This is a genomic window from Streptomyces sp. NPDC033180 (assembly GCF_055577645.1).
The window spans coordinates 214,198-237,290 of sequence record NZ_JBVIPU010000002.1; the positions used below are offsets into that span (position 1 = coordinate 214,198).

Annotated in this window: 23 protein-coding genes and 1 pseudogene; 10 read left to right on the forward strand and 14 right to left on the reverse strand. The window is 71.4% G+C overall.

The features are described from left to right. Positions 1–123: 123 nt before the first annotated feature. The 3 genes and pseudogenes from ACZ5WE_RS07650 to ACZ5WE_RS07660 all read right to left on the reverse strand — a co-directional run bounded on the left by ACZ5WE_RS07650 (position 124) and on the right by ACZ5WE_RS07660 (position 1,503). Entirely contained in the window at positions 124–702 is a 579-nt protein-coding gene (locus tag ACZ5WE_RS07650) for a hypothetical protein (protein WP_467684792.1), read from the reverse strand. Between the two features lie 132 nt (positions 703–834). Next, a pseudogene (locus ACZ5WE_RS07655) lies at positions 835–1,187 on the reverse strand (hypothetical protein). Positions 1,188–1,263: 76 nt separating this feature from the next. Next, positions 1,264–1,503, reverse strand: a complete 240-nt coding sequence (locus ACZ5WE_RS07660) for a hypothetical protein (protein ID WP_467684790.1) — start codon at positions 1,501–1,503, stop codon at positions 1,264–1,266. 119 nt (positions 1,504–1,622) lie between these two features. Here ACZ5WE_RS07660 and ACZ5WE_RS07665 point away from each other — a divergent pair, with 119 nt between their 5' ends. Next, complete coding sequence (locus tag ACZ5WE_RS07665) at positions 1,623–2,639, forward strand: YdcF family protein (protein WP_467684788.1); 1,017 nt, start codon at positions 1,623–1,625, stop codon at positions 2,637–2,639. Between the two features lie 33 nt (positions 2,640–2,672). Here the strand turns inward: ACZ5WE_RS07665 and ACZ5WE_RS07670 are convergent, their stop codons facing one another. Next, positions 2,673–3,512 (reverse strand): LysR family substrate-binding domain-containing protein, encoded by an 840-nt coding sequence (locus ACZ5WE_RS07670; RefSeq protein WP_467684786.1) that lies wholly within the window; start codon positions 3,510–3,512, stop codon positions 2,673–2,675. Between the two features lie 58 nt (positions 3,513–3,570). On the opposite strand from ACZ5WE_RS07670, the gene ACZ5WE_RS07675 reads away from it, so the two are divergent. The 3 genes from ACZ5WE_RS07675 (at position 3,571) to ACZ5WE_RS07685 (ending at position 5,294) form a co-directional block, all read left to right on the forward strand. Then, positions 3,571–3,969: a DUF5997 family protein gene (locus ACZ5WE_RS07675; RefSeq protein ID WP_467684784.1), complete on the forward strand. Its 399-nt coding sequence runs from the start codon at positions 3,571–3,573 to the stop codon at positions 3,967–3,969. A gap of 127 nt (positions 3,970–4,096) precedes the next feature. Beyond that, entirely contained in the window at positions 4,097–4,861 is a 765-nt protein-coding gene (locus ACZ5WE_RS07680) for a YqjF family protein (protein WP_467684782.1), read from the forward strand. Between the two features lie 142 nt (positions 4,862–5,003). Further along, on the forward strand, positions 5,004–5,294 hold the full coding sequence (locus ACZ5WE_RS07685) for a hypothetical protein (protein WP_467684780.1): 291 nt from the start codon (positions 5,004–5,006) through the stop codon (positions 5,292–5,294). A 54-nt stretch (positions 5,295–5,348) separates the two neighbouring features. Here ACZ5WE_RS07685 and ACZ5WE_RS07690 read toward each other — a convergent pair whose 3' ends face one another. From ACZ5WE_RS07690 to ACZ5WE_RS07705, 4 genes are read right to left on the reverse strand one after another with little or no spacing between them, the layout of a single operon-like run. Further along, positions 5,349–6,500: an XdhC family protein gene (locus ACZ5WE_RS07690; RefSeq protein WP_467684778.1), complete on the reverse strand. Its 1,152-nt coding sequence runs from the start codon at positions 6,498–6,500 to the stop codon at positions 5,349–5,351. After that, complete coding sequence (locus ACZ5WE_RS07695) at positions 6,493–8,619, reverse strand: xanthine dehydrogenase family protein molybdopterin-binding subunit (protein ID WP_467684776.1); 2,127 nt, start codon at positions 8,617–8,619, stop codon at positions 6,493–6,495. The genes ACZ5WE_RS07690 and ACZ5WE_RS07695 overlap by 8 nt, the downstream gene beginning before the upstream one ends. Then, the gene (locus ACZ5WE_RS07700) at positions 8,616–9,608 is read right to left on the reverse strand and encodes an FAD binding domain-containing protein (RefSeq protein WP_467684774.1); all 993 of its coding nucleotides are present in this window, start codon (positions 9,606–9,608) and stop codon (positions 8,616–8,618) included. Before ACZ5WE_RS07700 ends, ACZ5WE_RS07695 begins: the two co-directional genes overlap by 4 nt. After that, positions 9,605–10,159, reverse strand: a complete 555-nt coding sequence (locus ACZ5WE_RS07705; protein WP_467684772.1) for a 2Fe-2S iron-sulfur cluster-binding protein — start codon at positions 10,157–10,159, stop codon at positions 9,605–9,607. The genes ACZ5WE_RS07700 and ACZ5WE_RS07705 overlap by 4 nt, the downstream gene beginning before the upstream one ends. Before the next feature lie 234 nt (positions 10,160–10,393). On the opposite strand from ACZ5WE_RS07705, the gene ACZ5WE_RS07710 reads away from it, so the two are divergent. Both ACZ5WE_RS07710 and ACZ5WE_RS07715 read left to right on the forward strand, forming a co-directional pair. Continuing rightward, positions 10,394–10,969 (forward strand): TetR/AcrR family transcriptional regulator, encoded by a 576-nt coding sequence (locus ACZ5WE_RS07710; RefSeq protein ID WP_467684770.1) that lies wholly within the window; start codon positions 10,394–10,396, stop codon positions 10,967–10,969. 357 nt (positions 10,970–11,326) lie between these two features. Beyond that, positions 11,327–13,519, forward strand: a complete 2,193-nt coding sequence (locus ACZ5WE_RS07715; protein WP_467685193.1) for an FUSC family protein — start codon at positions 11,327–11,329, stop codon at positions 13,517–13,519. 100 nt (positions 13,520–13,619) lie between these two features. Here the strand turns inward: ACZ5WE_RS07715 and ACZ5WE_RS07720 are convergent, their stop codons facing one another. From ACZ5WE_RS07720 to ACZ5WE_RS07730, 3 genes are read right to left on the reverse strand one after another with little or no spacing between them, the layout of a single operon-like run. Continuing rightward, the gene (locus ACZ5WE_RS07720; RefSeq protein ID WP_467684768.1) at positions 13,620–14,345 is read right to left on the reverse strand and encodes a tyrosine-protein phosphatase; all 726 of its coding nucleotides are present in this window, start codon (positions 14,343–14,345) and stop codon (positions 13,620–13,622) included. A 10-nt stretch (positions 14,346–14,355) separates the two neighbouring features. Continuing rightward, positions 14,356–15,255 carry a DNA-binding protein gene (locus ACZ5WE_RS07725; protein ID WP_467684766.1) on the reverse strand — a complete coding sequence of 300 codons (900 nt, stop codon included), beginning with the start codon at positions 15,253–15,255 and terminating at the stop codon, positions 14,356–14,358. 53 nt (positions 15,256–15,308) lie between these two features. Then, positions 15,309–16,682, reverse strand: coding sequence for an NAD(P)-binding domain-containing protein (locus ACZ5WE_RS07730; RefSeq protein ID WP_467684764.1), 1,374 nt, complete (start codon positions 16,680–16,682; stop codon positions 15,309–15,311). Positions 16,683–16,839: 157 nt separating this feature from the next. Here ACZ5WE_RS07730 and ACZ5WE_RS07735 point away from each other — a divergent pair, with 157 nt between their 5' ends. Beyond that, positions 16,840–17,229, forward strand: a complete 390-nt coding sequence (locus ACZ5WE_RS07735) for an ArsR/SmtB family transcription factor (RefSeq protein WP_467684762.1) — start codon at positions 16,840–16,842, stop codon at positions 17,227–17,229. A gap of 218 nt (positions 17,230–17,447) precedes the next feature. Here ACZ5WE_RS07735 and ACZ5WE_RS07740 read toward each other — a convergent pair whose 3' ends face one another. Beyond that, positions 17,448–18,215: a hypothetical protein gene (locus tag ACZ5WE_RS07740; protein WP_467684760.1), complete on the reverse strand. Its 768-nt coding sequence runs from the start codon at positions 18,213–18,215 to the stop codon at positions 17,448–17,450. A 224-nt stretch (positions 18,216–18,439) separates the two neighbouring features. On the opposite strand from ACZ5WE_RS07740, the gene ACZ5WE_RS07745 reads away from it, so the two are divergent. Both ACZ5WE_RS07745 and ACZ5WE_RS07750 read left to right on the forward strand, forming a co-directional pair. Then, positions 18,440–18,868, forward strand: a complete 429-nt coding sequence (locus ACZ5WE_RS07745) for a hypothetical protein (RefSeq protein WP_467684758.1) — start codon at positions 18,440–18,442, stop codon at positions 18,866–18,868. A 152-nt stretch (positions 18,869–19,020) separates the two neighbouring features. Beyond that, positions 19,021–19,686, forward strand: a complete 666-nt coding sequence (locus ACZ5WE_RS07750) for a DUF3105 domain-containing protein (RefSeq protein ID WP_467684756.1) — start codon at positions 19,021–19,023, stop codon at positions 19,684–19,686. A 202-nt stretch (positions 19,687–19,888) separates the two neighbouring features. Here ACZ5WE_RS07750 and ACZ5WE_RS07755 read toward each other — a convergent pair whose 3' ends face one another. Beyond that, positions 19,889–20,956 carry a cation diffusion facilitator family transporter gene (locus ACZ5WE_RS07755; RefSeq protein WP_467684754.1) on the reverse strand — a complete coding sequence of 356 codons (1,068 nt, stop codon included), beginning with the start codon at positions 20,954–20,956 and terminating at the stop codon, positions 19,889–19,891. 66 nt (positions 20,957–21,022) lie between these two features. On the opposite strand from ACZ5WE_RS07755, the gene ACZ5WE_RS07760 reads away from it, so the two are divergent. Beyond that, positions 21,023–21,382, forward strand: a complete 360-nt coding sequence (locus ACZ5WE_RS07760) for an ArsR/SmtB family transcription factor (RefSeq protein WP_467684753.1) — start codon at positions 21,023–21,025, stop codon at positions 21,380–21,382. A 7-nt stretch (positions 21,383–21,389) separates the two neighbouring features. Here ACZ5WE_RS07760 and ACZ5WE_RS07765 read toward each other — a convergent pair whose 3' ends face one another. Continuing rightward, complete coding sequence (locus ACZ5WE_RS07765; RefSeq protein WP_467684751.1) at positions 21,390–22,808, reverse strand: PepSY-associated TM helix domain-containing protein; 1,419 nt, start codon at positions 22,806–22,808, stop codon at positions 21,390–21,392. Positions 22,809–23,093 lie beyond the last annotated feature (285 nt).

Genomic DNA, 23,093 nt, shown 5'->3' on the forward strand with positions numbered 1-23,093 from the left:
CCATCTGTCGCGGAGCGCCCCTGCCAGTACCGGCATTGGGAGAGCGCTCTCCCGGAGTGTTCCCATCGTGACGCGAGCGTGTCAAGAGGTCGGGCGGGCTTCGGTGTTGGGGAGCACTACCGATCACGACCTCGTACGAGCCTGGTGCCGTCGGTGGTACGACCAGGTCACCGCCGCCAGGAGCGGGCCCCAGAGAAGAAGCGGGGCGTAGGCGGCGGCGAAGAGTGCTTCACCGGCTGAGATGCCGGGGTCCGGGCCGGGGGCGGTCAGCAGTGCGCCGAAGAAGAAGACCCACCACAGGACGGTGACCGTGAGGGCTCCCAGCGAAGCGGCGAGGACCGCGAGCCGGTAGTTGACCGGACGCCCTCCGAGGAACGGAATCCAGCGTGGCACCACCTCACCCCAGGGCCGCACCAGGCCGAGCGTGAGGTACGAGGCGGTCTCGGCGACCGCGCCTATCAGCAGTACGTAAGCCATGCCGATCAGTGGAGAGTTGTCGGGAAACGCGGCGAGGAACTCATCGCGCTCCATCACCCCGACCGGTACCCCGAGCACGAGCGCGACGCGCCATACCCCGGAGGGGACGGTCGACCAGGCGGCGACATGCGCGGCACGCACCGCCCAGTGCGGAGGTGGCATGACCGGCGGCCGGGCCGGTGGCGGCACAGGGGGTCCGGGCGGGGCGGGTCTTGTCGTCGTCACCACCCGAATTTCTCGCAGCGCTCAGCCTGGCACGTCGTACCGCGTGATGATCCACCTCCGCCGCACGGGGGAGCAGAGGAGAGCGCTCTCCAGGTGGTTCGCAGACCCACCAGGGACGGGGACTGGGGATCCTCACTGGAACGTGTGGACCAGCTGAATCTCGCCGACGATGTGGGCGTTGAACTCATCGAGCTCATCGGCCGGTACCCACAGTTCGAGGATCGTCTGCCCGCCCGCCTGCTGGACGGGGTACCGACGCAGGTACTCCGATTCGACCTCGAAGCGCGTCACGTGCCGGCGCCGTCGTGCCTCACGTTCCAGTCCCCGGCGATACGGATCGCGTAGTCCTCGTTCAGGACCGGGTAGAAGGTCGGCTGCTCGGGCAGGCGGGGAGGCCTGGCACGCCAGTTCAACTCCCGCACCAGATCCAGCTCCTTGGGGCCGGTCGGGCGCCACAGGGCCGTCGTCGCGGGCCGGCCGGTCACGGGCCCGGGGCTTCGCGCCCTGGGGGACGGCGGCGGGGGCCGGGACCGAAACGGCCCGGCCCCCGCGTCCGTCGTCTCAGAGCCCCTGGGTGCTGGAGATGTCGGGGGCGACCACGCCGACGCCCGCGCCGGGCGTCCGCGGGGCGCCCTCGATGCCCTCGCCCCCCGAACCTGCGTCGCCGATCTCGTCCAGCGTGCCCACGGCGTGGGCAGGCTCCTTCGTGTCCGTCGTGTCCGCTCCCGGGGGCGGGCTGATCGCGGCGATGACAGCCCCGGCGGCGAGAGAGGCAACGGCCAGTACGCTTCGCTTCTTCATACCGGGGTCAACTCCCTGTCGTGCATAAGGGCACGGCCTGACCTCTGAGATCACCGGAGCGGACGCCTTCGGATCCGGTCCGAGGCGGGGTTGGCGTTGGCGGCGCCTACGCTGTGCGGATGTTGGTCTACGCCCCGGCGGTGCTCCTCTTCCTCGTCTTCTGTGTGCGCGTGGTGCGCGAACGCAGGAAGTTCAGCAATGCCGTGATCCTGGGGCTGGCCGCACTCTGTGGTCTTGCGGCCTGGGTGTTCCAACTGGTCCGCTCCGGCTCGGCATCGGGTCAGGCCGTGGCGTGGGCGATGCTGGTGATCGGAGCACTGAGCATCCTCGTACTGACGTGCTTCCTGTTCTCCAACGGCCTTCAGATGGTGCGCAAGGAAGGCAGGAGCCCCACCAACCTGCTGTCGCTGCTGGCCGCGTTGACCATCCTGGCGGTCGTGGCGCTGGTGGTCATGGCGGTGGTCGTACGGACACCGGTGTGGGTGGGAGTGGGAACGGCGGCCGGCGGGCTGGCCGCCTACCTCGCGTTCCTGTTTCTGTGTTTCGTCTGTTACGCGTTCCTCTACGGGCGGCTGCGCGTGCACCGCAAGGCCGACTTCGTGGTCGTCCTCGGCTCGGGGCTCGTCGGTGGGTCCATGGTGCCGCCTTTGCTGGCCAGTCGCCTCAGGCGGGCGCAAGCGGTGCACGCGCGGCTCGCCGAGCGGGGGGACGCGCCGGTGATCATCACCTCGGGGGGCCAGGGCCCGGACGAGGACGTGCCGGAGTCCCGCGCGATGGCCGACGACCTGGTCGCCCACGGGTTTCCCGCAGGTCTGATCGAGCGGGAGGACCGCTCGACGACGACCGACGAGAATCTGCGCTTCAGCAAGGCGATCATGGAGAAGGCGAAGCCGCACTACCGGTGCGTCATCGTCACGAACAACTACCACGCCTTCCGCGCCGCCCTCACCGCTCGACGGACCGGGATCAACGGCCAGGTGGTGGGCTCGCCCACTGCCGCGTACTTCTGGCCCACCGCGACCATCCGTGAGTTCGCCGCGGTTCTCGTGGCCTACAAGCGGACCAACGCGGTCATTTGCCTGCTGCTCGTCCTCGGCGGGGTGGCCGCCTGGTGGGCCCAGCAGAACGCCTCTTGAGGCCGCTGCCGCCCTTGGGCGCCGAAGTCTTGGTCACGGCCGGCGGCGGGGCTTGCCGCGCTTGCCGGTGCTCTTCGCTGCGCCGCCCTTGGATGCGCCGCCCTTCGATGCCCCGCCCTTCGATGCGCCGCCCGAACCGCTGCGGGCGCTCTTGCCCGACTTTCCGGTGGGCTTGCCCGCCGTCGGCTTACGCCGGGCGGCGCCCTTGTCGGGGGTCTTGCGCTTCGACTGGTCCGGCGCCGCCCCGGCGGCCGGGGTCTGGGAACGGCCGCGTGAGCTGTTGACGGTGCGTCCTCGCACGATCCCGATGAAGTCCTCCACCAGGTCCGTGGTCGTGTCCTCCGGCCAGGACAGCGCGATCCGCGATTCGGGGGCTTCGGTGAGCGGCCGGTAGGTGAGGTCCTTGCGGTGGTGCAGGCGGGCGAGCGACTGGGGGACGACGAGGACACCGATGCCCGCGGCCACCAGTTCGATGGCGTCGGCCGTTGTCGCCGGGCGCTCGTTCGCCGGCTTTCCCGGCAGCTTCTCCCACGCGAGGGTGTCGTCGAGGGGGTGCAGGATGATCTCGTCGGCCAGGTCCTCGGCGGTCACTTCGTCGACCGCCGCGATGACGTGGTCCTTGGGGATCACCACGACTGTCGTCTCGGTGTAGAGGGGGATCGCGCTGAGGTCCGTACGGTCGACCGGCAGCCGTACGAAACCGGCGTCGGCGCCGCCGCCGCGCAGGAGCTCGAAAGCCTCGCCCGGGTCCACGGCCACGAGGGTCAGCGGCACGTCGGGCAGCCGCTCGTTCCAGATCCGCACCCACTTGGTGGGTGTCACCCCCGGGACGTACGCGAGCCTGAAAGAAGGGGTTACCTGCGAGTCCGTCACTCCGCCAGGTTACCGGCCGTGGTCGGCGGTAGCTCACATGCTCGATACCCTGGGGACCATGACGTCGCACCAGACCACCCAGACCATGAAGCCCGCGACCGCGGCGAAGAAGCTGGGTGTGTACCTCGAGGCCACCCCCGCCGAGTTCCAGGAGGGTGTCGTCTCGCGCACCGAGCTGAACACCCTGCAGACCGAGCCGCCCGAGTGGCTCCAGGAGCTGCGGCGCAACGGCCCGCACCCCCGGCCGGTCGTCGCGTCGAAGCTCGGCGTGTCCATCGCCGGTCTCGCGCGCGGCGGGGTCACCGAGGCCCTCACCACTGAGCAGATCGAGGCGATCAAGACCGACAACCCGGAGTGGCTGCAGAAGGAGCGCGCCACCCAGGCCGAGGTCCGCAAGGAGACGGTACGCATCAAGGAGAAGAACGCCGCGGAGCAGGAGCGCCGGCCGCGTTCCTGATCTCACTCGTACCTGAGCCCCCGGACACTGACTCGATCGGCCGGGGGCTCAGTCGTGCCGCGCTGCCCCCATCCCCCGTGCCCGACCCCGTGGCCAGCGCGGCCGGGGCTCCTGCGATGCTGGGTCCGTGGTCCTCACCCCCGCCGTCCCGGAACCGATTACCGCCGATCCGCCCATCTCCGCCGAGAACCCGCTGCTCACGCAGTCGTGGTTGGACCTTGCCTTCGTGCACTGGGCCGTGGATCCCGCGGATGTCGCGCCGCTCCTTCCTGCCGGGACGTTTCCAGATCTCCACGACGGGGCGACCTACGTGGGCCTGGTCGCGTTCCGCATGCATCGGGTCGGGTGGTTTCGGCTCCCCGGCATCCCCTATCTGGGTACGTTTCCCGAGACCAACGTCCGCCTCTACTCGGTGGACGCCCATGGCCGCCGCGGCGTCGTCTTCCGCTCCCTCGACGCCTCGCGCCTGATTCCGGTGGCGGTCGCGCGGGGCGCCTTCCGGCTGCCGTACCAGTGGTCGCGGATGAGCATCCGGCGCAGCGGCGACACCGTCACGTACACGAGTGCCAGGCGCTGGCCGGGGCCGCGGGGCGCGAGCAGCCGTATCGCCGTCCGGGTGGGCGAGCGGGTCGAGGAGCCGACCGACTTCGAGCACTTCCTGACGGCACGCTGGGGCATGCACAACACGTTCTTCGGGCGGCAGATGTTCCTGCCGAACGTCCATCCGCGCTGGCCGCTGCACCGGGCCGATCTGATCGAGTGCGACGAGGACCTGATCGCGGCCGCGGGGCTGCCGCGGCCGGTGGGGGACCCGGCGAGCGTCCTGTATTCGCCGGGTGTCCCGGTTCGCTTCGGCCGCCCGGCCCGGCCGGGTGGCATTCCGACTCCCTGACGGGCACGACGACGGCGTACGACGCCGGCGCGTACGACCCTCACAGTGAGCTCGGCACGACGAACAGGCCCCAGGTGACGAGGGGGCCGATCACGCCGATGCCGAGCTGCTGTACCACGGTCACTGCCATCAGAAGGCGGAGGTGGGCACGGCCGCGACCGTGGCACTCCTGCACCGCGTCCCGGGGGTGACGGTGTCCGAACTGGACGCCGGCTGCTGCGGGATGGCGGGTTCCTTCGGCTTCGAGTCAGAGCACTACGAGGTGTCGATGACGGTCGGCCAGGACCGGTTGTTCCCCGCGATCGAGGCGGAGGACGCCGAGACGGTCGTAGTGGCCACCGGTGTGTCCTGCCGTCAGCAGATCTTCCACGGGACCGAGCGGAACGCCTGGCGTCCGGTGCAGTCGCTGTGGGAGGCGGTGGAGCCTGCGTGAGCGCGAGGGCGGCCACGGTGAACGAGCACCGCGACCGCCCCGCGCCCATCAGGGTCACGCGGCCGCGTGGGAGCCACCCGCCCCCGCGCCGCCCGCTTCGTGGTGAATCGGCGTTCCGGCCCCGGTCAGTGGAACACCCGTCCCGCCCCTTCGCGCCGCGACGATCTCCGCCGCTATGGACAGGGCGGTCTCCTCCGGTGTGCGGGCCCCGAGGTCGAGCCCTATCGGGGAGTGCAGGCGCGTCAACTCCTCTTCGGTGACGCCGACTTCGCGCAGGCGCCTGTTGCGGTCCTCGTGGGTGCGGCGTGAGCCCATCGCGCCGACGAACGCGACCGGAAGCCGCAGGGCCACCTCGAGGAGGGGGATGTCGAACTTGGCGTCATGGGTGAGGACGGCCAAGACCGTGCGGCCGTCGGTCGCCGTGTCCCTGAGGTAGCGGTGCGGCCAGTCGATCACGATGTCGTCGGCCTCGGGGAAGCGGGCCCGCGTGGCGAACACCGGACGGGCGTCGCACACGGTCACGTGGTAGCCGAGGAACTTGCCCGTGCGCACCAGGGCCGCGGCGAAGTCGATCGCGCCGAAGACGATCATGCGGGGCGGGGGCACGCTCGACTCGACGAACAGGGTCAGGGGCTCCCCGCAGCGCGAGCCGCTCTCCGAGACGTCGAACTCGCCGGTACGGCCCCCGTCCAGCATCGCGCGGGTCTCCCCCACCACCGTCCGGTCCAGGTCAGGATGACCCTCCAGGCCTCCTTCGTACGATCCGTCGGGGTGGACGAGCACGACCCTGCCGAGCAGTTCGGCGGGGCCCTGCGCGACGCGGGCGATCGCCGCGGACTCCCCGCGGGCGGCGGCCGAGAGCGCCGCCGCGAAGACCTGCCTGCCCGGCGCTCCCGCGGCCAGCGGCGTGACCAGGACCTCGATCACGCCGCCGCAGGTCAGGCCGACCGCGAAGGCGTCCTCGTCGCTGTAACCGAACCGCTCGCGCACGGCTCTGCCGTCCTTCAGGGCCTGTACGCACAGCTCGTACACCGCCCCCTCCACACAGCCGCCGGAGACCGAACCGATGACCGTGCCCTCGCTGTCGACGGCGAGGGCGGCGCCGGGCGGGCGCGGCGCGCTGCCGCCCACCGTCACGACGGTGGCGACGGCGAAGTCCCGGCCCTCCTCGACCCATCGGTCCAGCGTTTCGGCGATGTCAAGCACCCGGGGCTCCTCCCGCGTCCAGGACACGGTCGGGGCGGATGGGCAGATGGCGGTGGCGTACGCCGGTCGCATGCCAGACCGCGTTGGCGATGGCCGCGGCGGCCCCCACGATGCCGATCTCGCCGATGCCCTTGATGCCGACCGGGTCGTCCGCGTCCGTGTCCTCCACCCAGTCCGCCTCGATGACCGGCACGTCGGCGTTGGCGGCGAAGTGGTAACCCGCGAAGTCGGCGCCGACGTGGCCGCCCGTCGCCTGGTCCCGGTGGGCCTCCTCGTGCAGGGCCATGGACAGGCCCCAGGTCATGCCGCCGACGAACTGGCTTCGCGCGGTCAGCGGGTTGATGATGCGGCCCGCCGCGAAGATGCCGAGCATGCGCCGCACCCGCACCTCACCGGTGGTCACGTCGACGGCGACCTCGGCGAACTGCGCGCCGTAGGAGTGCCGTTCCTTCTGCGAGAGGGCTCCGACCGCCGAGCTGGTGTCGGACCGCACGGTGATTCCCTGCGGCGGAATGTCACCGCCCAGGGCCAGTTGCTCCCGCAGGTCGGCCACGGCCATCCGCACGGCCCAGCCCCAGGAGCGGGTGCCCATCGAACCGCCGGAGATCGCCGCCGGGCCGAAGTCGCTGTCGCCGATGCGCACCCGGACGCGGTCCTGGGGCACTTCGAGGGCTTCAGCGGCGATCAGCGTCAGTGCGGTCCGCGCACCCGTACCGACGTCCGCCGCGGTGATCCGCACCGTGAAGGTGCCGTCGGCCTCCGCCGTCACGGCTGCCGTGGACGGCATGACGATCACCGGGAACGTGGCCGCCGCCGTGCCGGTGCCAAGGAGCCAGCGGCCTTCGCGGCGCAGGCCGGGGCGCGGGTCACGGTCCGCCCAGCCGAACCTGCGGGCCCCCTCCTGGAAGGCGGAGAGCAGATTGCGGCTGGCGAACGGCAACCCGGAGACGGGGCCGACGTCCGGTTCGTTGCGGGCGCGCAGTGCGATCGGGTCCACACCGCACCGCTCGGCGAGTTCGTCGAGCGCGGACTCCAGGGCGAAAGAGCCCGGAGCCTCGCCCGGCGCGCGCACATAGGTCGGCGTCGGGACGTCGAGACGCACCACGCGGTTGATGCTGCGGTGGGCGTCGGCGGCGTACATCGGACGCCCGAACCCGGCGCTTGCCTCGACGAACTCGTGGACCGTCGACGTGAGGCTGTGCCCCTGGTGGTCGACGGCGCGCAGCCGCCCGTCGGCGTCGGCACCGAGCCGCACACGCTGGGCGGTGGGGCTGCGGTAGCCGGTGAGCGTGAACAGCTGGCGACGGCTGAGGACGACCCGAACCGGGCGGTCGAGCAGTGTCGCCGCCATCACGGCGAGGATCTGGTGCACGCGAACGCCCTTGGATCCGAAGGCCCCGCCGACGTGTTCGGACCGTACCCGGACCGAGGACGGGTCGAGTGAGAACAGCTTCGACAGCTCGTCCGCGACCCAGGTGCTGCCCTGGTTGGAGTCGACGACCTCGAGGCGGCCGTTGTCCCAGCGCGCCATCGCCGCGTGCGGTTCCATCGACCCGTGGTGCTCCTCGGGCGTGGTGTACTCCGCGTCCACGACATGTGCGGACGCGGCGAGTTCGGCCTCCAGGTCGCCCTTCTCCACCAGATGGCCATCGCCCTCGGGGGTGTAGGTGCCGGGGTGCGCGGCGGAGAACGCGACGTCGTGCGGCTCTTCCTCGTACCGCACCACCAGGGCCTCGGCGGCCTCGCGTGCCTGCTCGGAGGTCTCGGCGACGACCATGGCCACCGGCCAGCCGACGAACGGCACCCGGTCGTGCTGAAAGACCTCGACGATCGGGTCGGGCGGGCCGAGGACGCTGACGTAGTTCCCGTCGACGCGCGGCGCGTTGCCGTGATGCAGGACGGCCAGGACACCGGGCATCTCGCGCACGGGATCCGACTCGACCGAGAGGACACGGCCGCGCGCGACAGTGGACAACACGAGCCAGCCGTGGGCGAGTTCGGCGAAGGGGATGTCACCCGCGTACCGGGCCGTGCCGGTGACCTTGTCGCGGCCCTCCACACGGGTGAACGTGGCGCCGACGGCGCTCGCCGCCGCCGTGGACGTGGTTGTCGCGGTCATCGCGCGGCCTCCTCGGTGAGCTCGGTCAGCAGGGCGACGACGAGGTTGCGCATGAGCGTCACCTTGTAGCCGTTGTCGGGCAGCGTCTTGGCAGCGGCCAGTTCGGCGTCCGCGGCGGCGGCGAACGCCTCGGCGGTCGCGGGACCTGCGGTCAGGACCCGCTCGGCCTCCCGGGCACGCCACGGCCGGGAAGCCACGGCGCCGAAGGCCAGGCGCACTTCGCGTACGACACCGTCTTGGACGTCGAGCGCCGCGGCGATCGAGCCGATCGCGAAGGCGTACGACGCGCGCTCGCGCACCTTGCGGTAGCGGGAGTGGGCGGCGACCGGCGCCGGCGGCAGGGTGATGCCGGTGATGAGCGCGCCGGACGGCAGCGCGGTCTCCAGGTGCGGGGTGCTGCCCACGGACAAGTAGAAGTCGGCGAGCGGCAGTTCGCCGGTGCCTTGTGCCGTCTCGTACGAGATGACGGCGTCGAAGGCGGCGAGCGCCACTCCCATGTCGGAGGGGTGGACGGCCACGCAGTGCTCGGTGGCGCCGAGGATGGCGTGGTTGTGGTGTTCGCCTTCGACGGCAGGGCAACCGGTTCCGGGGGCGCGTTTGTTGCACGGTTTGGACAGGTCCGCGAAGTACCCGCAGCGGGTGCGCTGGAGCAGGTTTCCGCCGACGGTGGCCATGTTGCGCAGCTGGCCCGACGCACCGGCCAGGACGGCCTCGGCCAACGCCGGGTAGCGGCGCCGCACTTCGGGGTGGGCGGCGAGGTCGCTGTTGGTGACGGTCGCGCCGATCCGCAGGCCGCCGTCATCGGTGGCCTCGATCCGGTCGAGGGGCAACTCGCGTACGTCGATGAGCAGTCCGGGCCGCTCCACGCCGGACTTCATCAGGTCGACGAGGTTGGTGCCCCCGCCCAGGACGCGCGCGTCGGGGTCGGCGCCGAGGAGCGCGACCGCGCCGGGGACGTCGGACGCCCGCTGATAGCCGAATTCCCTCATGCCACGGCCTCCGCAGCCTCGGTCTCGACAGCCGCGGCCTGCGCGACCGCTTGGACGATCGACACATACGCGCCGCAGCGGCAGAGGTTGCCGCTCATGCGCTCCCGGATCTCGTCGGCGCTCAGCTCGGGAACGCCCGCCTCGGGCCGTACGTCGGTGGTCGCGGCACTCGGCCAGCCCGCCGCGTGTTCCTCGATGACCGCGATGGCCGAACAGACCTGTCCCGGCGTGCAGTAGCCGCACTGGTATCCGTCGAGGTCGAGGAATGCCTGCTGCACCGGGTGCAGCCGTTCCCCGTCAGCGACGCCTTCGATGGTGGTGATCTCCCGCCCCTCGGAGGCGACGGCGAGTTGCAGGCAGGAGACGGCACGGCGACCGTCGATCAGCACCGTGCAGGCGCCGCACTGCCCTTGGTCACAGCCCTTCTTGGTGCCGGTCAGATCGAGGCGCTCGCGCAGGGCGTCGAGCAGGGTGGTGCGGTGGTCGACGGGCAGCGAGTGCTTTTCGCCGTTGATGTTCAGCGTGATGGCGCTGGACGTCGATAGGGCCACGATCAGCCTTCTTTCGCTTCTCTCAGCTTCTGTCAGCTTGTGTCACGTAAAAGCGGGAACTTCGCGCGAGGCGGTCCCGACTCAGGCTCCGGGGAGGGTGGTGGCGCTGTGCGTAAGGGGGGTCTGCCGGTATGGTGACCCTAAGCGGACAGGTGTCCGCTAGCTTCAAAACTTAACGGACAGCTGTCCGGTTAGCAAGAGTGGTTCGGGCCGCGATTCTCGGGAGGAGGACGAGTGCACCGGAAGAAGGACGCCCAACTGCGCTCGGACGCGCAACGGAATCGCGAGCGCATCCTGGAAGTGGCACTGGCCGAGCTGACGCACTCGGCGGACGCCCCGCTCAGCACGATCGCCAAGAAGGCGTGCGTCGGGCAGGGAACGTTCTACCGCAACTTCCCCAGCCGCGAGGCTCTCGTCCTCGAGGTCTACCGCTACGAGGTCCAGCAGGTCGCCGACACCGCCTGCCAGCTCCTGGAGACGCGCGCGCCCGACCAGGCCCTGCGGGAGTGGATGGACCGCCTCGCGCAGTACGCCATGGCCAAGGCCGGCCTGGCCGACGCGATGCGCAAGGCCACCAGCACGCTGGGCACGCTGGCCGGAGTGGGCCACGGGCCGGTGACCTCGGCCGTCACACTCCTCCTGAAGGCGAACGAGGAGGCGGGCACCATCCGCCCCGGCGTCACCCCCGACGACTTCCTGCTCGCCATCGCGGGCCTCTGGCAGATCGACCCGCACGGCGACTGGCAGACGCGCGCCGGACGGCTCCTGGACCTGGTCATGGACGGGCTGCGCGCGGGAGCGCCGCGCTGACGCATGCGGCGGCCAGCAGCTCGTGCGGCGGCATGTCCGCGCTGATCGGGGGCGGGGCGGCCCGCCGCCGTGTCGTGGGTTTGCGGGGCGTCGGCGCGCAGCTCCACCCCCGACAGTCCGTTGTCTGCTGGATTCATGACTTCAAGTGTTTCGTTGAAGTCGCACCGGAGACTCTCGCTCGCTGCCGTTCGCCGCCCCGGGAGTATCACGCTGTGAACCCTCAAGCCCCGGTGCCACCCCGTCGTGACAGAATCCGGCCTGAACAGCGGCGATGAGGGTGTGAGCGCAGTGAGACGGCGGACCAGAACCGGCACATGGGACCGCTTCGTGGCATCGGACCCCGGGCTCCTGCGACTGATGGCGGGGCTGCGGACGGTCGGCGCGATCGGGCTCACGCTCGTCGTCCTCGCGCTGCTCGGCACCGACGTCACCCACATGGTCGCGGGTGCCATGACCGCGATGGTCTCCACCTTCGCCATCAAGGAGAAGGAGGTGCGCGGCCAGGCGATCACGCTCGCTCTCGGCCTGCCCGTCGCCATGGCGGCGATCTCCCTGGGTGCTCTGCTGCACGACCAGGTCGTCGCGGGGGACATCTTCTTCATCGCGCTGATCTTCGGCGCCGTCTACAGCCGCCGGTTCGGCGACCGGGGCACCGCCCTTGGTCTGATCGGCTTTCAGGTCTACTTCGTCTCACTGTTCGTGGGCGCCACCACAGCCGCCCTGCCCCGCCTCCATCTGGCTCTGGCCGTCGCCTTCGCGTGCAGCGCTGTCGTACGGTTCGCCGTCGTGCCGGAGACTCCGGGGCGTGATCTGGGGCGGCTGCGCGTCGCCTTCCGAGCGCGGCTGGCGCAGCTGGTGGCCACACAGATCGAGCTCCTGGACGCCACGCCCGCGCAATTGGAGAAGGTCCTCGCCGAGCTGCGGCGCGGTACCTCCCGGCTGCACGAGACGGCCTTGATGATCCAGGGCCGCCTTGAGGAGGGCACCCCCGACGCCGCCACGGCGGCTCTGGTCCAACGACGCGTGGCGGACGCGGAGATCGCGGCCGAACGCCTCGGCGTGCTCCTCCTGAACGCGCGCAGCGCCGAACGCGCGGACACCCTCACCCTGCACCTGCCGCACGCGCCCGTTCCGGCGACCGGGACGCGCATCCGCGCCGAGGATGACGCGACCGTCACCCTGCGCCGCGACCTGAAGGCGCTGCATCTGGTGGTCGGCCATCCGGTCGCCGACGACCGGGGTACGGCACTGGCCCACGTGCGCAACCGGCTGCTCGGCTACCGCGACGAGGACAATCTGCCGCGGGCGTCGGTCGCCGTCCAGGATGTGTTCCGCGGCATCGGTGAAGCGGCCCGAGCCGTCCTCGGCCTGCGCATCGCCCTCGACGGCCCCCAGGACGAGTCCGACGACTCACCGGCGACGACCCGCTCCCGCGAGGAGTTCGACGCCGAGGACATCGCGATCGCCGGCGCCGAGGAGGCCGCCGAAACCGAGGAGGACGACCGCACGGGCCTCCGGCGGCCCACCACCAGGGCCGCTTTCCAGGTCTCGGTGGGTTCGACCCTGGCCATCATCGGCGGCGAGTTCCTCTCCACTCAACGCTGGTACTGGGCGGTGCTCACCTGCTGGGTGGTGTTCCTCAACACCGCTTCCACGGGCGAGATCCTGGTCAAGGGCTATCGACGGCTCCTGGGCACGGTACTCGGGGTGGTCGCCGGTGTGGCGCTCGCGGGTCTGGTCGGCAACCACACGTGGGTCGCGTTCGCGCTGGTCCTGGTCTTCATCTTCGCGATGTTCTTCACCGCTCCCCTGTCGTACGCGCTCATGTCCTTCTTCGTCACGGCGATGCTGGGTCTGCTCTACACGCTCCTGAACACCTACAGCCTCGCCGTGCTCTGGCTGCGCATCGAGGAGACGGCGCTCGGGGCCGCCTGCGGCATCATCGCCGCGGTCCTCGTCCTTCCGGTGCGCACCGACCACCGCACCGACGAGCTCCTGAACACGGTCCTGACCCGGCTCGCCGACGTCATCTCCGCGTCGGTCGAGCAGCTCAGTGGCGGCCCGGCGGCCGATCTCCTGGACAAGGCGCGGGACTTGGACACCGCACTCGATGATCTGCGCGCCTCCATCCAGCCGTTGACCCATCCGATCACCCCCCTGCGTGGCCGCCGCAGGACCGCCCGCTATCTGGTGGCGCTCCTGGAGACCTGCGCCTACCACGCCCGTTCCCTCGCGGCGACGGCCGAGCTCGTGCCCTTCAGCAAGAACGTCGCGGCCGATCCGCGCCTTGAGCGGGCCGGCCTGCGCATCGCCCACAACATCGAGGTCATCGCCGGGTACGTGGACGACGACAAGGCCACGGGTGAGGTCGAGTCGGGTGCCAGCATCGCCTCGATGCTGGAGGCCGAGGGGTCCGGCGCCCCGCGCTCGGGCACCGTGACCTACCGCGTGCTGCGCCATCTGCAGCGCCTGGACGAGGGAGTGGTGGGCCTCGCGCGGCCTCTCGATGTGCCGGTCGCGGGGCGGTCCGGGAAGACCTCACCGGTCTGAGGCGCGTGCCCGCGCGGTCACTCGTCCCAGCGGCGGTCCGGCGGCAGTGAGGCGCTACCGGACCATCCGTCGAGGACGACGGCTTTCCTCCGGCGGTGGTTCAGTCGAGCAGTCGCGTACGCAGTCGGTCGATCAGGGGGTCGTCGACGCCGAGTTGCTTGACCGCGTAGTTGTGCACCGAGCCGTAGGTGGCGGTCAGGTCGGACAGGAACAGGCGCATGATCTCTTCGGGTGCTCGTCCGTAGCCGGGCCAGTTCAGGGGGCGGTTCGGGTGGGCCGCTCTCCAGTCGGCTATGAGCCGGTCCGTGGCGAGTTCGGTGAGGGCGAAGTCCGCGGCGATGTCGTCCTCGTCCACGCCGAGCAGCGAGAGGACGAGCCCCGCGAGCAGCCCGGTGCGGTCCTTGCCCGATGCGCAGTGGAAGACCTGCGGGGCGCTTCCGGAAGCGATGACCTCAAGGGCCTGGTGGAGCTCCGCGGCGCCGTCGATGGCGACTTCGGCGTATCGGTCGGCGAGGAAGCGCCAGGGGTCGAGGGCGGGGTCGATCTCGGCCTGGTCGTAAGGGCGGTGCTCCACACTGAGGTTGGCGTACGCGAGCCCTTCCGCTGCGGGCACCCGTCCCTTTGCTTCGATCTCCCACGGATAGCGCAGATCGATCACCGTACGGATTCCCAGCGACAGGAAGCGGTCCCAGTCGGCGTCCCGCAGCTTGGCGAGCGAGTCGGAGCGGTACAGCCGGCCCCAGCGCACAGTGCGACCGTCAGAGGTCCGATAGCCGCCCAGGTCACGGAAGTTGTGCAGGCGCTCGAAGTCTATGTGTCGTCTCACCCGCGGGATTCTACGTGGCGCAGGCGCGGGGATCAGCGGTTGCCAGGGACTCCCGCAGGAACGCTGCCGCCTCCCGCAGGGGCGCGGGGGTGTCGGGCTTCCTGAGCAGTAGGGACGCCGTGCGGCCGAGTGTTCGCGTCGTGCGTACGGACCCGATGCGGGCGGCACCGGGCGCCAGCCCGGCGATGAGGTCCTCCGCGTCCCTCCAGGCTCCGGCTCGTGCCAGGGCCCAGAGGAGCTGTGCGGTGAAGAGGTTCCGGTAGGAGGGGCCGGGCGCGGTGGCCGCCTCGTGCAGGAGGGGAACGGCCTGGTCCCATCGGTGCAGCCGGGCCAGGACCCAGCCCCGGTGGCCGAGCAGCTCGGTCTGGTCGATCCACCAGGCCCAGGGCGGGTCGTGGCGCGAGACGCCGTCCAGGAACCGGCTCTGGGCACGGTCCATCAGGTCCATGGGCGCACGGTGGCCGCCGAGCATGGCGATCGCGTGTGCCCGGCGGATCAGGACGAGGCTGCTGACCCTGGCGGGCAGCGTTCGCGCCTCGTTCACGCGAGCCGCCGTCTCCAGGGCGGTGCGCGGCTCTCCCGTATGGGCCTTGAGCATGCTGTCGTTCAGGAGGACGAAGCGGGCGGACCAGCGGTCACCGCAGAGCTCTGCCAGGGCCAGCGCCCGTGCGTTCATCCGGTGGACGTCGCGGTAGCAGCCCGCGTCGAAGAGGATCCACCCGATGACCTCGCACAGTTCGGCAAGTACCGCGAGCTCATCGCTGTCACGGGTACTGAGGCTCCCGGGATCGGCGGACAGTTCCGGGATGAGCCGCGTGGCCTCGCGCACGGCGGGCATCGCTGAGGTCGCGCCGGACGTGGCGTCCAGGGCCACGAGGCGCTCGACGGTGCGAAGAGCCAGGGGGATCACCCTGCCATGGTCCCGCACCCGTCGAAGCTCCGGCCAAGTGGCCACCGCCGGATTCAGCAGCCCCCGGATGACGGTGCCGATGCGCCGGTCCGGAGCGTGGCCGGGGCGCCACAACAGCCGCCGCCGTCCTCGGGCTTGGCGGCATCGGGCTCATCGAAGAGGCCCGCACCACCGCAGACGCCGGTCTCCGGGAGCGTCAACTCCACGCGCTCCGCGGCCTCTTGGTCCCCGGCCAGGGAGGCGGCGATGGAGCGCACCTGCTCGTAGCCGGTCATGGCGAGGAACGTCGGTGCGCGGCCGTAGGACTTCATGCCGACGAGGTAGACGTCCCGCTCGGGGTGGGAGAGCTCGCCCACCCCGTGCGGATAGACGGTGCCGCAGGAATGGACGTTGGGGTCGATCAGCGGCGCGAGGCCGACCGGGGCCTGGAGGCGCTCGTCGAGCCCGAGGCGCAGTTCGGCGAGGAAGGAGAGGTCCGGGCGGAAGCCGGTGAGGACGATGACCTCGTCGACCGGGTCCAGGCGGTGCCCGTCCTCTGCCACCAGGACCAGCCGCTCGCCGGCCTTCTCGATCGCGGCGGTACGGAATCCGGTGACGGCGTCGGCGTACCCCTCGTCGACGGCCGCCTTGGCCGCGAGACCGAGCGCCCCGCGGGCGGGCAGCTGATCGGCCTCGCCGCCACCGAAGGTGGCGCTGCCGATGCCGCGGCGCAGTACCCATGCGGCGTGGGTGCCGGGGGTGTCCTTGGCGAGGTCGGCCAGGTAGGCGAGCGCGGTGAACGCGGAGGCCCCGGAGCCGATGACCGCGGTGCGCCTGCCCGCGTAACGGGCGCGCACGGAGGGGTCCTTGAGGTCGGGGACCCGGTAGGAGATCCGGTCGGCCGCCGCCCGCTCGCCGGGGGCGGGGAGTCCGTCGCCGCCGATGGGGCCGGGCGAGGACCAGGTGCCGGACGCGTCGATGACGGCGCGGGCGGTGAGCCGCTCCTCGGTGCCGTCGGCGTGCGCGACGTGGACGGTGAAGGGCTGCCGCTCACGGTCGGCGTCGACCACACGGTCCCGCCCGAGACGGGACACGCCGGTCACCCGCGCCCCGAAGCGGACCCTCTCCCCCAGCGCACCGGCGAGCGGCTCCAGGTAGCGGGCCGCCCAGTCGCCGCCGGTGGGGTAGGTATCGCCGTCCGGCTTCACCCAGCCGGTGGGAGCCAGAAGCTTCTCGGCCGCGGGGTCGACGACTTCGGCCCAGGCGGAGAAGAGGCGTACGTGACTCCACTCGCGGACGGCGCTGCCCGCACCCGGTCCTGCCTCGAGGACCAGCGGCTCGATGTCGCGCTCGACGAGATGCGCGGCGGCGGCCAGACCGACGGGGCCGGCTCCGATCACCACGACGGGCAGGGCGGCGGTGTACGCCTCGGTCGTAGGCACGGTCACGGCGACTCCCCTGGTTGGTTCGACATCTGTCGATGCCCTCGCCCGGCCCAGCATCCCACCTGATTCGACATCGGTCAACATAGACGGGTATCAAAACATAGGGTGGCGGAAGTGCTGCACCCTGTGAGCCTGGTTCGACGCGTGTCAACATAGACGTATGCCGAATACGAAGGTGCTGCCGGAGCCGACCGTGGTGGCCGACGTGGTCCCGTGCTGCCCGCCGCTCACCGAGCGCCCGCTCTCCGCCGGGGAAGCAGTCCGTACGGCCGCGATGTTCAAGGCGTTGGGCGACCCGGTCCGGCTGCGCCTGTTCTCGCTCGTCGCCTCGCACGAGGGCGGCGAGGCCTGCGTGTGCGACATCTCCGACGTCGGCGTCTCCCAGCCCACCGTCAGCCACCACCTCAAGAAGCTCAAGGAGGCGGGCCTGCTGACCTCCGAGCGGCGCGGGACGTGGGTGTATTACCGTGTCGAGCCGTCCGTGGTGGCCGCCTTGGGGCAGATGCTGCGTCAGGGCGCCGGGCCGCGCCCCGGACACTCGAGGCGGTAGCCGAGCCCTCTGACCGTGTCGGTGGTGCGGCAACCGCCGGGCACGGAACCGATCTTCTCGCGCAGTCACTCGATGTGGACGGTGAGCGTGTCGGTGTCGGTGTCGGTGAGTTCACCGCCCCACAGCTCGCGCAGGATCTGCTCGCACGCAAAGAACTCCCGTTGCGGGAGGAGGAGTTGACCGGGCTCGGCGACATGCTTGACGCGAGGTCAGCCGACTCACCGATACACCTCAGTGGAATGCGAACGGCCCACGTCACGGACGAGTTCCAGGCCGAGGACACGGTCGAGATGGGCGAACGTCTCGAACTTGGCGCCGCCCGGCACGTCCACGGCCGTCTCCAGATCGCCGAGGAGCCGCAGCACGGCCGGGGTGTCGAGTCCGTTCTCCAGAGCGGTGCGGGCCCGCTCCACGAAGTCAGCCGGCATCGCCTTGGACGGCTCATCGGCCCAAGCGGCCACGGACTTGCGCCAGTTGGCCAGCTTCTCACCGGCGGCAGCGACGGCCTTCGCGCCGACCTCGACGGTTTCGTGGGGCGCGTGGCCAAGGAGGAGCAGCCGCAGGGCGAACATGTCCCGGTCCTCGTCACCCTGGCCCTTGTCCCGGTACGCGCCTCCCGTGGTGGTGGCTTCGCCGACATGGAGCGACAGGCCGCCCGCGGCTTCGTACGTGCGGCTGGTGAAGTGAACGGCCGGCGGGCCGCCGAGAGCTTCGGTGATCTCGTCCACGGTGCCGTGGGCGTCGGCCGGACGGATACCGGTGGCGTCGGCCGACGCCACCGGCGGGCAGGTCCACCCGATGAGAACAGTCCGGCCGCGCAACTCGGCGACGCGGGCCAGCACGTCGGCGACGAGGAGCACACGCAGACCGGTCAGGGCGTCCGGGCCCTCTAGGTCGTCGCGGTCGTCGGGGTCGTCGGCCGAGGGCGCGTGGACGCACATCCGCAGCGGTCCGAACCCGGCCAGATCATCAACGATGCTCAGCACACCACTGAGACTAGGCGTACCGCTCCTCGATGGCACCCGGCCGGAGCGGGTATGGGGCCCGGTCGCGTTCGGCCTTCTGCGCGCGCTGCGCGCGAGGGCCTGCGGTGGGCGGCCTTCACCGGTGCGCGGGCGGGATCTCCGGTTTCCGGGGCTGGACCCTCATCGCCTCTGCGTCGCCGCCCTCAGCCCCGGCGCTGATCCAGCAGCCGCTACTATCTGCGGCCATGGCGTCAGGTCTGCGGGACTCGGTGTGCGGAGAGCGGCGGACTGCCGCGCGCTGCGCCGTATTCGGGGTGAGCCTGGCCACCCTGCTGGCCGTCCTGTGCGTGTGCTTCGGTTCCGCGGCTCATCACGAGGAGCCGGGCGCCCGCGACGTGCTCTCCTTCTCCGCAGCGCTCACGCCCACGGCCGGAGCCGGTGGCCCGAGCCCCGCCGACGAAGCCTCCCAGGGCCACAGCTGCCCGCCCGGCGACCGGTGTGCCTCCGCCACGCACGCCGCGGCGATCGCGCTCCCGGCCCCCGAACCAGCGGTGCCGACGGCTCTGGGGGAGGCGGGTCTGCCCGCGGCTCCGGGCACGGCACATCCCGTCCCGCGGGCGCCTGTTCACCGATACGCCCCGGATCTCCACGTCCTTCAGGTGCAGAGGACCTAGGCCGAACCCCCGCGCGGCAATCCCGTCGTCCCGTCCTTCACACGCACACGGACACGGACACGGACATGGTCACTGCCGCGCGCTCGTGCCGTTCACCTCACACACCACCACCGCCGCGCCCCGGGCACGGCGGGGACAAGGACACCCCGGACATGGGCACCTCCAAGACAGGCAAGAAGGCTGCGACCTCCGCCGCACGCAAGGCCCGCATACAGGAGCTGCGCCGCGCCGAGCAGGCGCGCGAACGCCGCAACCGCGTCATCGCCATCACCGCGGGCGTGGCCGTACTGGCCGGACTCGCCGGATTCGGCTCGTACGTCCTGTTCGACGCGTCGGAGAAGAAGGACAAGGAAGAAGCCGTCGCGCAGGCCCCCGTCAAGGGGGAGAAGACGTGGGACGCGAAGAAGCTCGGGCGCAATCACGTCACGAAGGAGGTCGACTACCCGATGACGCCGGCAGCGGGCGGCGATCACAGCCAGGCCTGGGCCAACTGCCAGGGCGATGTGTACGACAAGCCGCTGGGCGAGGAGAACGCCGTCCATTCGCTGGAGCACGGCGCCGTCTGGATCACGTACAACGACAAGGCGGCGACCGGCGACATCAAGACGCTGAGCCAGAAGGTCAGCGCGACGCCCTACACGCTGATGAGCCCCGTCGAGGACCAGAAGGGTGCTCTCACGCTCACCGCGTGGGGCCGCCAGCTCACCGTGGACAAGGCTTCCGACCCGCGGGTCGAGCAGTTCCTTGGCAAGTACGTCCAGGGGGAGCAGACGCCCGAGCCGGGAGCGGCCTGCACGGGTGGGGTCGGACCGGCCTGAGGGAGAGCGGCGCTCGGGCGGCAGCAGCACTCGAGCGGGAGCGGCCGGGCGGGGAGTCACCGCCCGGCCGGGCGCTCCGCCTGCCCGGCCCTTCCCCGGCCGCTCCATCGCCCCGGACCCCATGCCCATGCCCATGCCCCGAGTGCCTCGCCCTGCCCCGGCCCCGCCGCGGAACCAGCGTGCCCGAGCGCTCCCCCGCCGCTCACATCCCGTGATGCGCGAGGGCCTTGTGCGGGTCCGGGGCTCCGGGCGCGGTCGCCGGGTCGGCGTGTACCAGCGCCGCCGTCAGTTTCCCGACCGCGTGGAGCAAAGCGTGCTCCGCGTCCACCGCGACCGCGTGCGCCTCCCGGACGGACAACTCCCCGTCCACCACGACCGCGACCTCCGCGCGCAGCCGGTGTCCGATCCAGCGAAGGCGCAGCTCGCCGACGCCACGTACGCCGGGAACCGTGAGGAGCGCTTCCTCCGCCGCGTCGACCAGGGCCGGGTCGACGGCGTCCATCACCCGGCGGAAGACCTCGCGCGCCGCGTCCCGCAGGACCAGCAGGATCGCCGCGGTGATGAGGAGGCCCACGATCGGGTCGGCGAGCCGCAGACCCAGTGCGGTGCCGCCCGCGCTCAACAGGACGGCGAGCGAGGTGAATCCGTCCGTCCGGGCATGCAGACCGTCGGCGACCAGAGCGGAGGAGCCGATCTCGCGGCCGACACGGATGCGGTAGCGGGCGACCCATTCGTTGCCGATGAAACCGATGACGGCAGCCGCGGCCACCACCCAAAGGTGCTCCAGAGTGCGGGGGTTGAGCAGCCGGTCGAACGCGGCCCAGGCCGCGAAGGCCGCCGACGCGGCGATCGTCAGGAGGATGACGATGCCGGCGAGATCCTCGGCGCGGCCGTAGCCGTAGGTGAAGCGGCGGGTGGCGGCCCGTCGGCCCAGGACGAAGGCGATGCCGAGGGGAATCGCGGTCAGGGCGTCCGCCGCGTTGTGCACGGTGTCGCCAAGGAGGGCGACCGAACCGGTGAGCACGACGATCACCGCCTGGGCCACGGCCGTCACGCCCAGAACGGCCAGCGAGATCCACAGTGCCCGCATGCCGCGCGCGGACGATTCCAGCGCCGGGTCGACCTTGTCCGCGGCCTCGTGCGAGTGCGGCTTCAGGACGTGCCCGGCCTTGTGCCGCCACCCGGTATGCCCGCGACCGTGGTCGTGATCGGGATCGTGGTGGTGGTGATGCTCGTGCGGAGGGTGCGGGTGTCCGTGCTGCTCACTCACGAGTACGGCCTTCCGACGCGGGACGGAGAGTGGACACCGCCAGGCGCCCGTGCCCATTATGTGCGTATGAGCGCACGCATGCACCTATCACCTGCGCACGATGCGCACCCGCGAGATCCGGGCGCCGAGCACTTCGCCCACGCGGCCGAGGTCCTCGGCCTCCTCGCCGACCGCACCCGCCTCGCCCTGCTGCACACCCTCGGCAAGGGCGAGGCCGATGTCATGACGCTGACCGCCGCGTGCGGCGCGGCTCGCCCGGCGGTCAGCCAGCACCTGGCCAAACTCCGCCTCGCCGGTCTCGTCTCCGTACGCAGGGAAGGCCGACGGATGATCTACGGCCCGCCCGACGGGCACCTGCGCCGCGTGGTCGACGAGGTCCTGAACCTCGCCGACCACCACCTCAGCGGCACGGTCACCCACGACTGAGCGGGCGTCAGGCGTAGTTGCGCCTGCCGCGCCGGTAGTCGATCTCCCCCAACACGATGTCCACGGCCATGAAGGCCGCCAGCGAGATGCCGAGCAACGGCACGAAGTAGCCGAGCACGGCGATCGCCGCCATCAACGGGACCAGGACGTACGCCGGGACATGTCGCCACGCCCCGCGCGGCAGCGGCCGTCCGAAGGAACCGCCGCGCCCGCGCTGCCACCACATGCGGTAGCCCCACACGATCATCAGGATCAGGCTGAGGGCGAGAGCGACGAGCACGATCTGGTTGGCGAGACCGAACAGGGTGCCGGTGTGGGCGTCGATGCCCCAGCGGGTCAGCTTGGCGAGCACGGGGTAGTCGGCGAACCGCAGCACTTCGGTGACCTCGCCGGTCGCCGGATCGACGGCGACGGAGTCCTGCTTCTCGGGCCAACTGCGCTGGATCTGCCGGACGACGTACGCGGACGACGCGTCGGCGGGCGGTACGACCTCCACCGGGTTGGAGAGCCCCTCGGCGCGTGCCGCCTTCAGGACGGCGTCGAGCCCGACACCGTCGCCGCCGCCGGCACCGGCACCGGCCGAGCCCGTTCCGCCGTGCCCCGCGTGCTCCCCGCCGCCCGCGGCGGTCGCCGTCAGCGCCGGTGTCGTCTGCCCGATGGCCTCGCGCAGGTCGCTGACGCTCTGTCCCGCGTACGCGGACCAGGTCAGGCCCGTCGCCGACAGGCAGATCAGCCCGACGGCGGCCCACACGCCCACCGAGCCGTGCAGCGAGAGCGTGCGCCGACGGCCCGTGGCCCCGCGCAGCTTGCGCCGGGAGCGGCGGCGCCCGAACCACAGCACCAGGCCTCCGCCCGCGATGACCCACAGCCAGCTGGCGGCGAGCTCGCTGTAGAGCCGGCCGGCCTCACCCAGGTGCAGGTCGCGGTGGAGTTCGTCGATCCAGGTGCGCAGCGGCAGCGCGCCGGTGGAACCGTACTGCTCCAGCGCACCCCGCAAGTCGCCGGTGTACGGGTTCACGAAGACGGCGAGGGTGTGGTCGGCGTCCACGCCCGGCGTCCCGGACAGCAGCACGCGGGTCGTCGCGCCGTCCTCCGACGAGGGACGCACCGCGCTGACCGTGCCCTCGGGATGGGCCTTACGGGCGGCGGCCACCTGTTGCGAGATCGGTAGTGCGGTCTTGTTCTCGCCGACGGAGACGCGCAGTTCGTGGGAGTACACGATCTTCTCGGCCTGGTACGAGCATGCGTACAGGAGCCCCGTGGTGGCGGCGACGAGCAGGAAGGGCGCGATGAGCACCCCGGCATAGAAGTGCAGGCGCAGCACGAGCGGACGCAGCGACGTCCATCCCGACCGTCCTGAGGAGGGCGGCGCCCCCTGGGTCTCCTGCCCGTCGGCCGGGGCGAGGAGTGTGGGTTCGGCGGACATGCGCTGCTCTCCTGGGTCAGGGGTGGTGCGGATCGGCCTTGTCGGGCCGGTGCAGGAGTCGGCCGGAGAGGCGGCAGAGTTCCCCGCGATGCGCGCGAGTTCCGTGATGCGCGCCACGTGGGCGGGTGGTGGACATGCGGGTGCGCCAGGAGGAACCGGCGGACCGCCGTGCGCCGCGATGGGCGAGCTCCGCGCCCTTCACCGGCGGCGGAGGGGGGACTAGCGTCGAGAGACCGGGTGTCCTCAGGTCCGGGAACCCCCGGGGCCGGGGCCCTCAAGACCTTG

Bases quoted from the DNA above. Each gene is read 5' to 3' on its own strand.
- ACZ5WE_RS07660 (WP_467684790.1), bottom strand. From the start codon at position 1,503: ATGAAGAAGCGAAGCGTACTGGCCGTTGCCTCTCTCGCCGCCGGGGCT.
- ACZ5WE_RS07665 (WP_467684788.1), top strand. From the start codon at position 1,623: ATGTTGGTCTACGCCCCGGCGGTGCTCCTCTTCCTCGTCTTCTGTGTG.
- ACZ5WE_RS07675 (WP_467684784.1), top strand. From the start codon at position 3,571: ATGACGTCGCACCAGACCACCCAGACCATGAAGCCCGCGACCGCGGCG.
- ACZ5WE_RS07695 (WP_467684776.1), bottom strand. From the start codon at position 8,619: ATGACCGCGACAACCACGTCCACGGCGGCGGCGAGCGCCGTCGGCGCC.
- ACZ5WE_RS07700 (WP_467684774.1), bottom strand. From the start codon at position 9,608: ATGAGGGAATTCGGCTATCAGCGGGCGTCCGACGTCCCCGGCGCGGTC.
- ACZ5WE_RS07715 (WP_467685193.1), top strand. From the start codon at position 11,327: ATGGCGGGGCTGCGGACGGTCGGCGCGATCGGGCTCACGCTCGTCGTC.
- ACZ5WE_RS07735 (WP_467684762.1), top strand. From the start codon at position 16,840: ATGCCGAATACGAAGGTGCTGCCGGAGCCGACCGTGGTGGCCGACGTG.
- ACZ5WE_RS07745 (WP_467684758.1), top strand. From the start codon at position 18,440: ATGGCGTCAGGTCTGCGGGACTCGGTGTGCGGAGAGCGGCGGACTGCC.
- ACZ5WE_RS07750 (WP_467684756.1), top strand. From the start codon at position 19,021: ATGGGCACCTCCAAGACAGGCAAGAAGGCTGCGACCTCCGCCGCACGC.
- ACZ5WE_RS07760 (WP_467684753.1), top strand. From the start codon at position 21,023: ATGAGCGCACGCATGCACCTATCACCTGCGCACGATGCGCACCCGCGA.
- ACZ5WE_RS07765 (WP_467684751.1), bottom strand. From the start codon at position 22,808: ATGTCCGCCGAACCCACACTCCTCGCCCCGGCCGACGGGCAGGAGACC.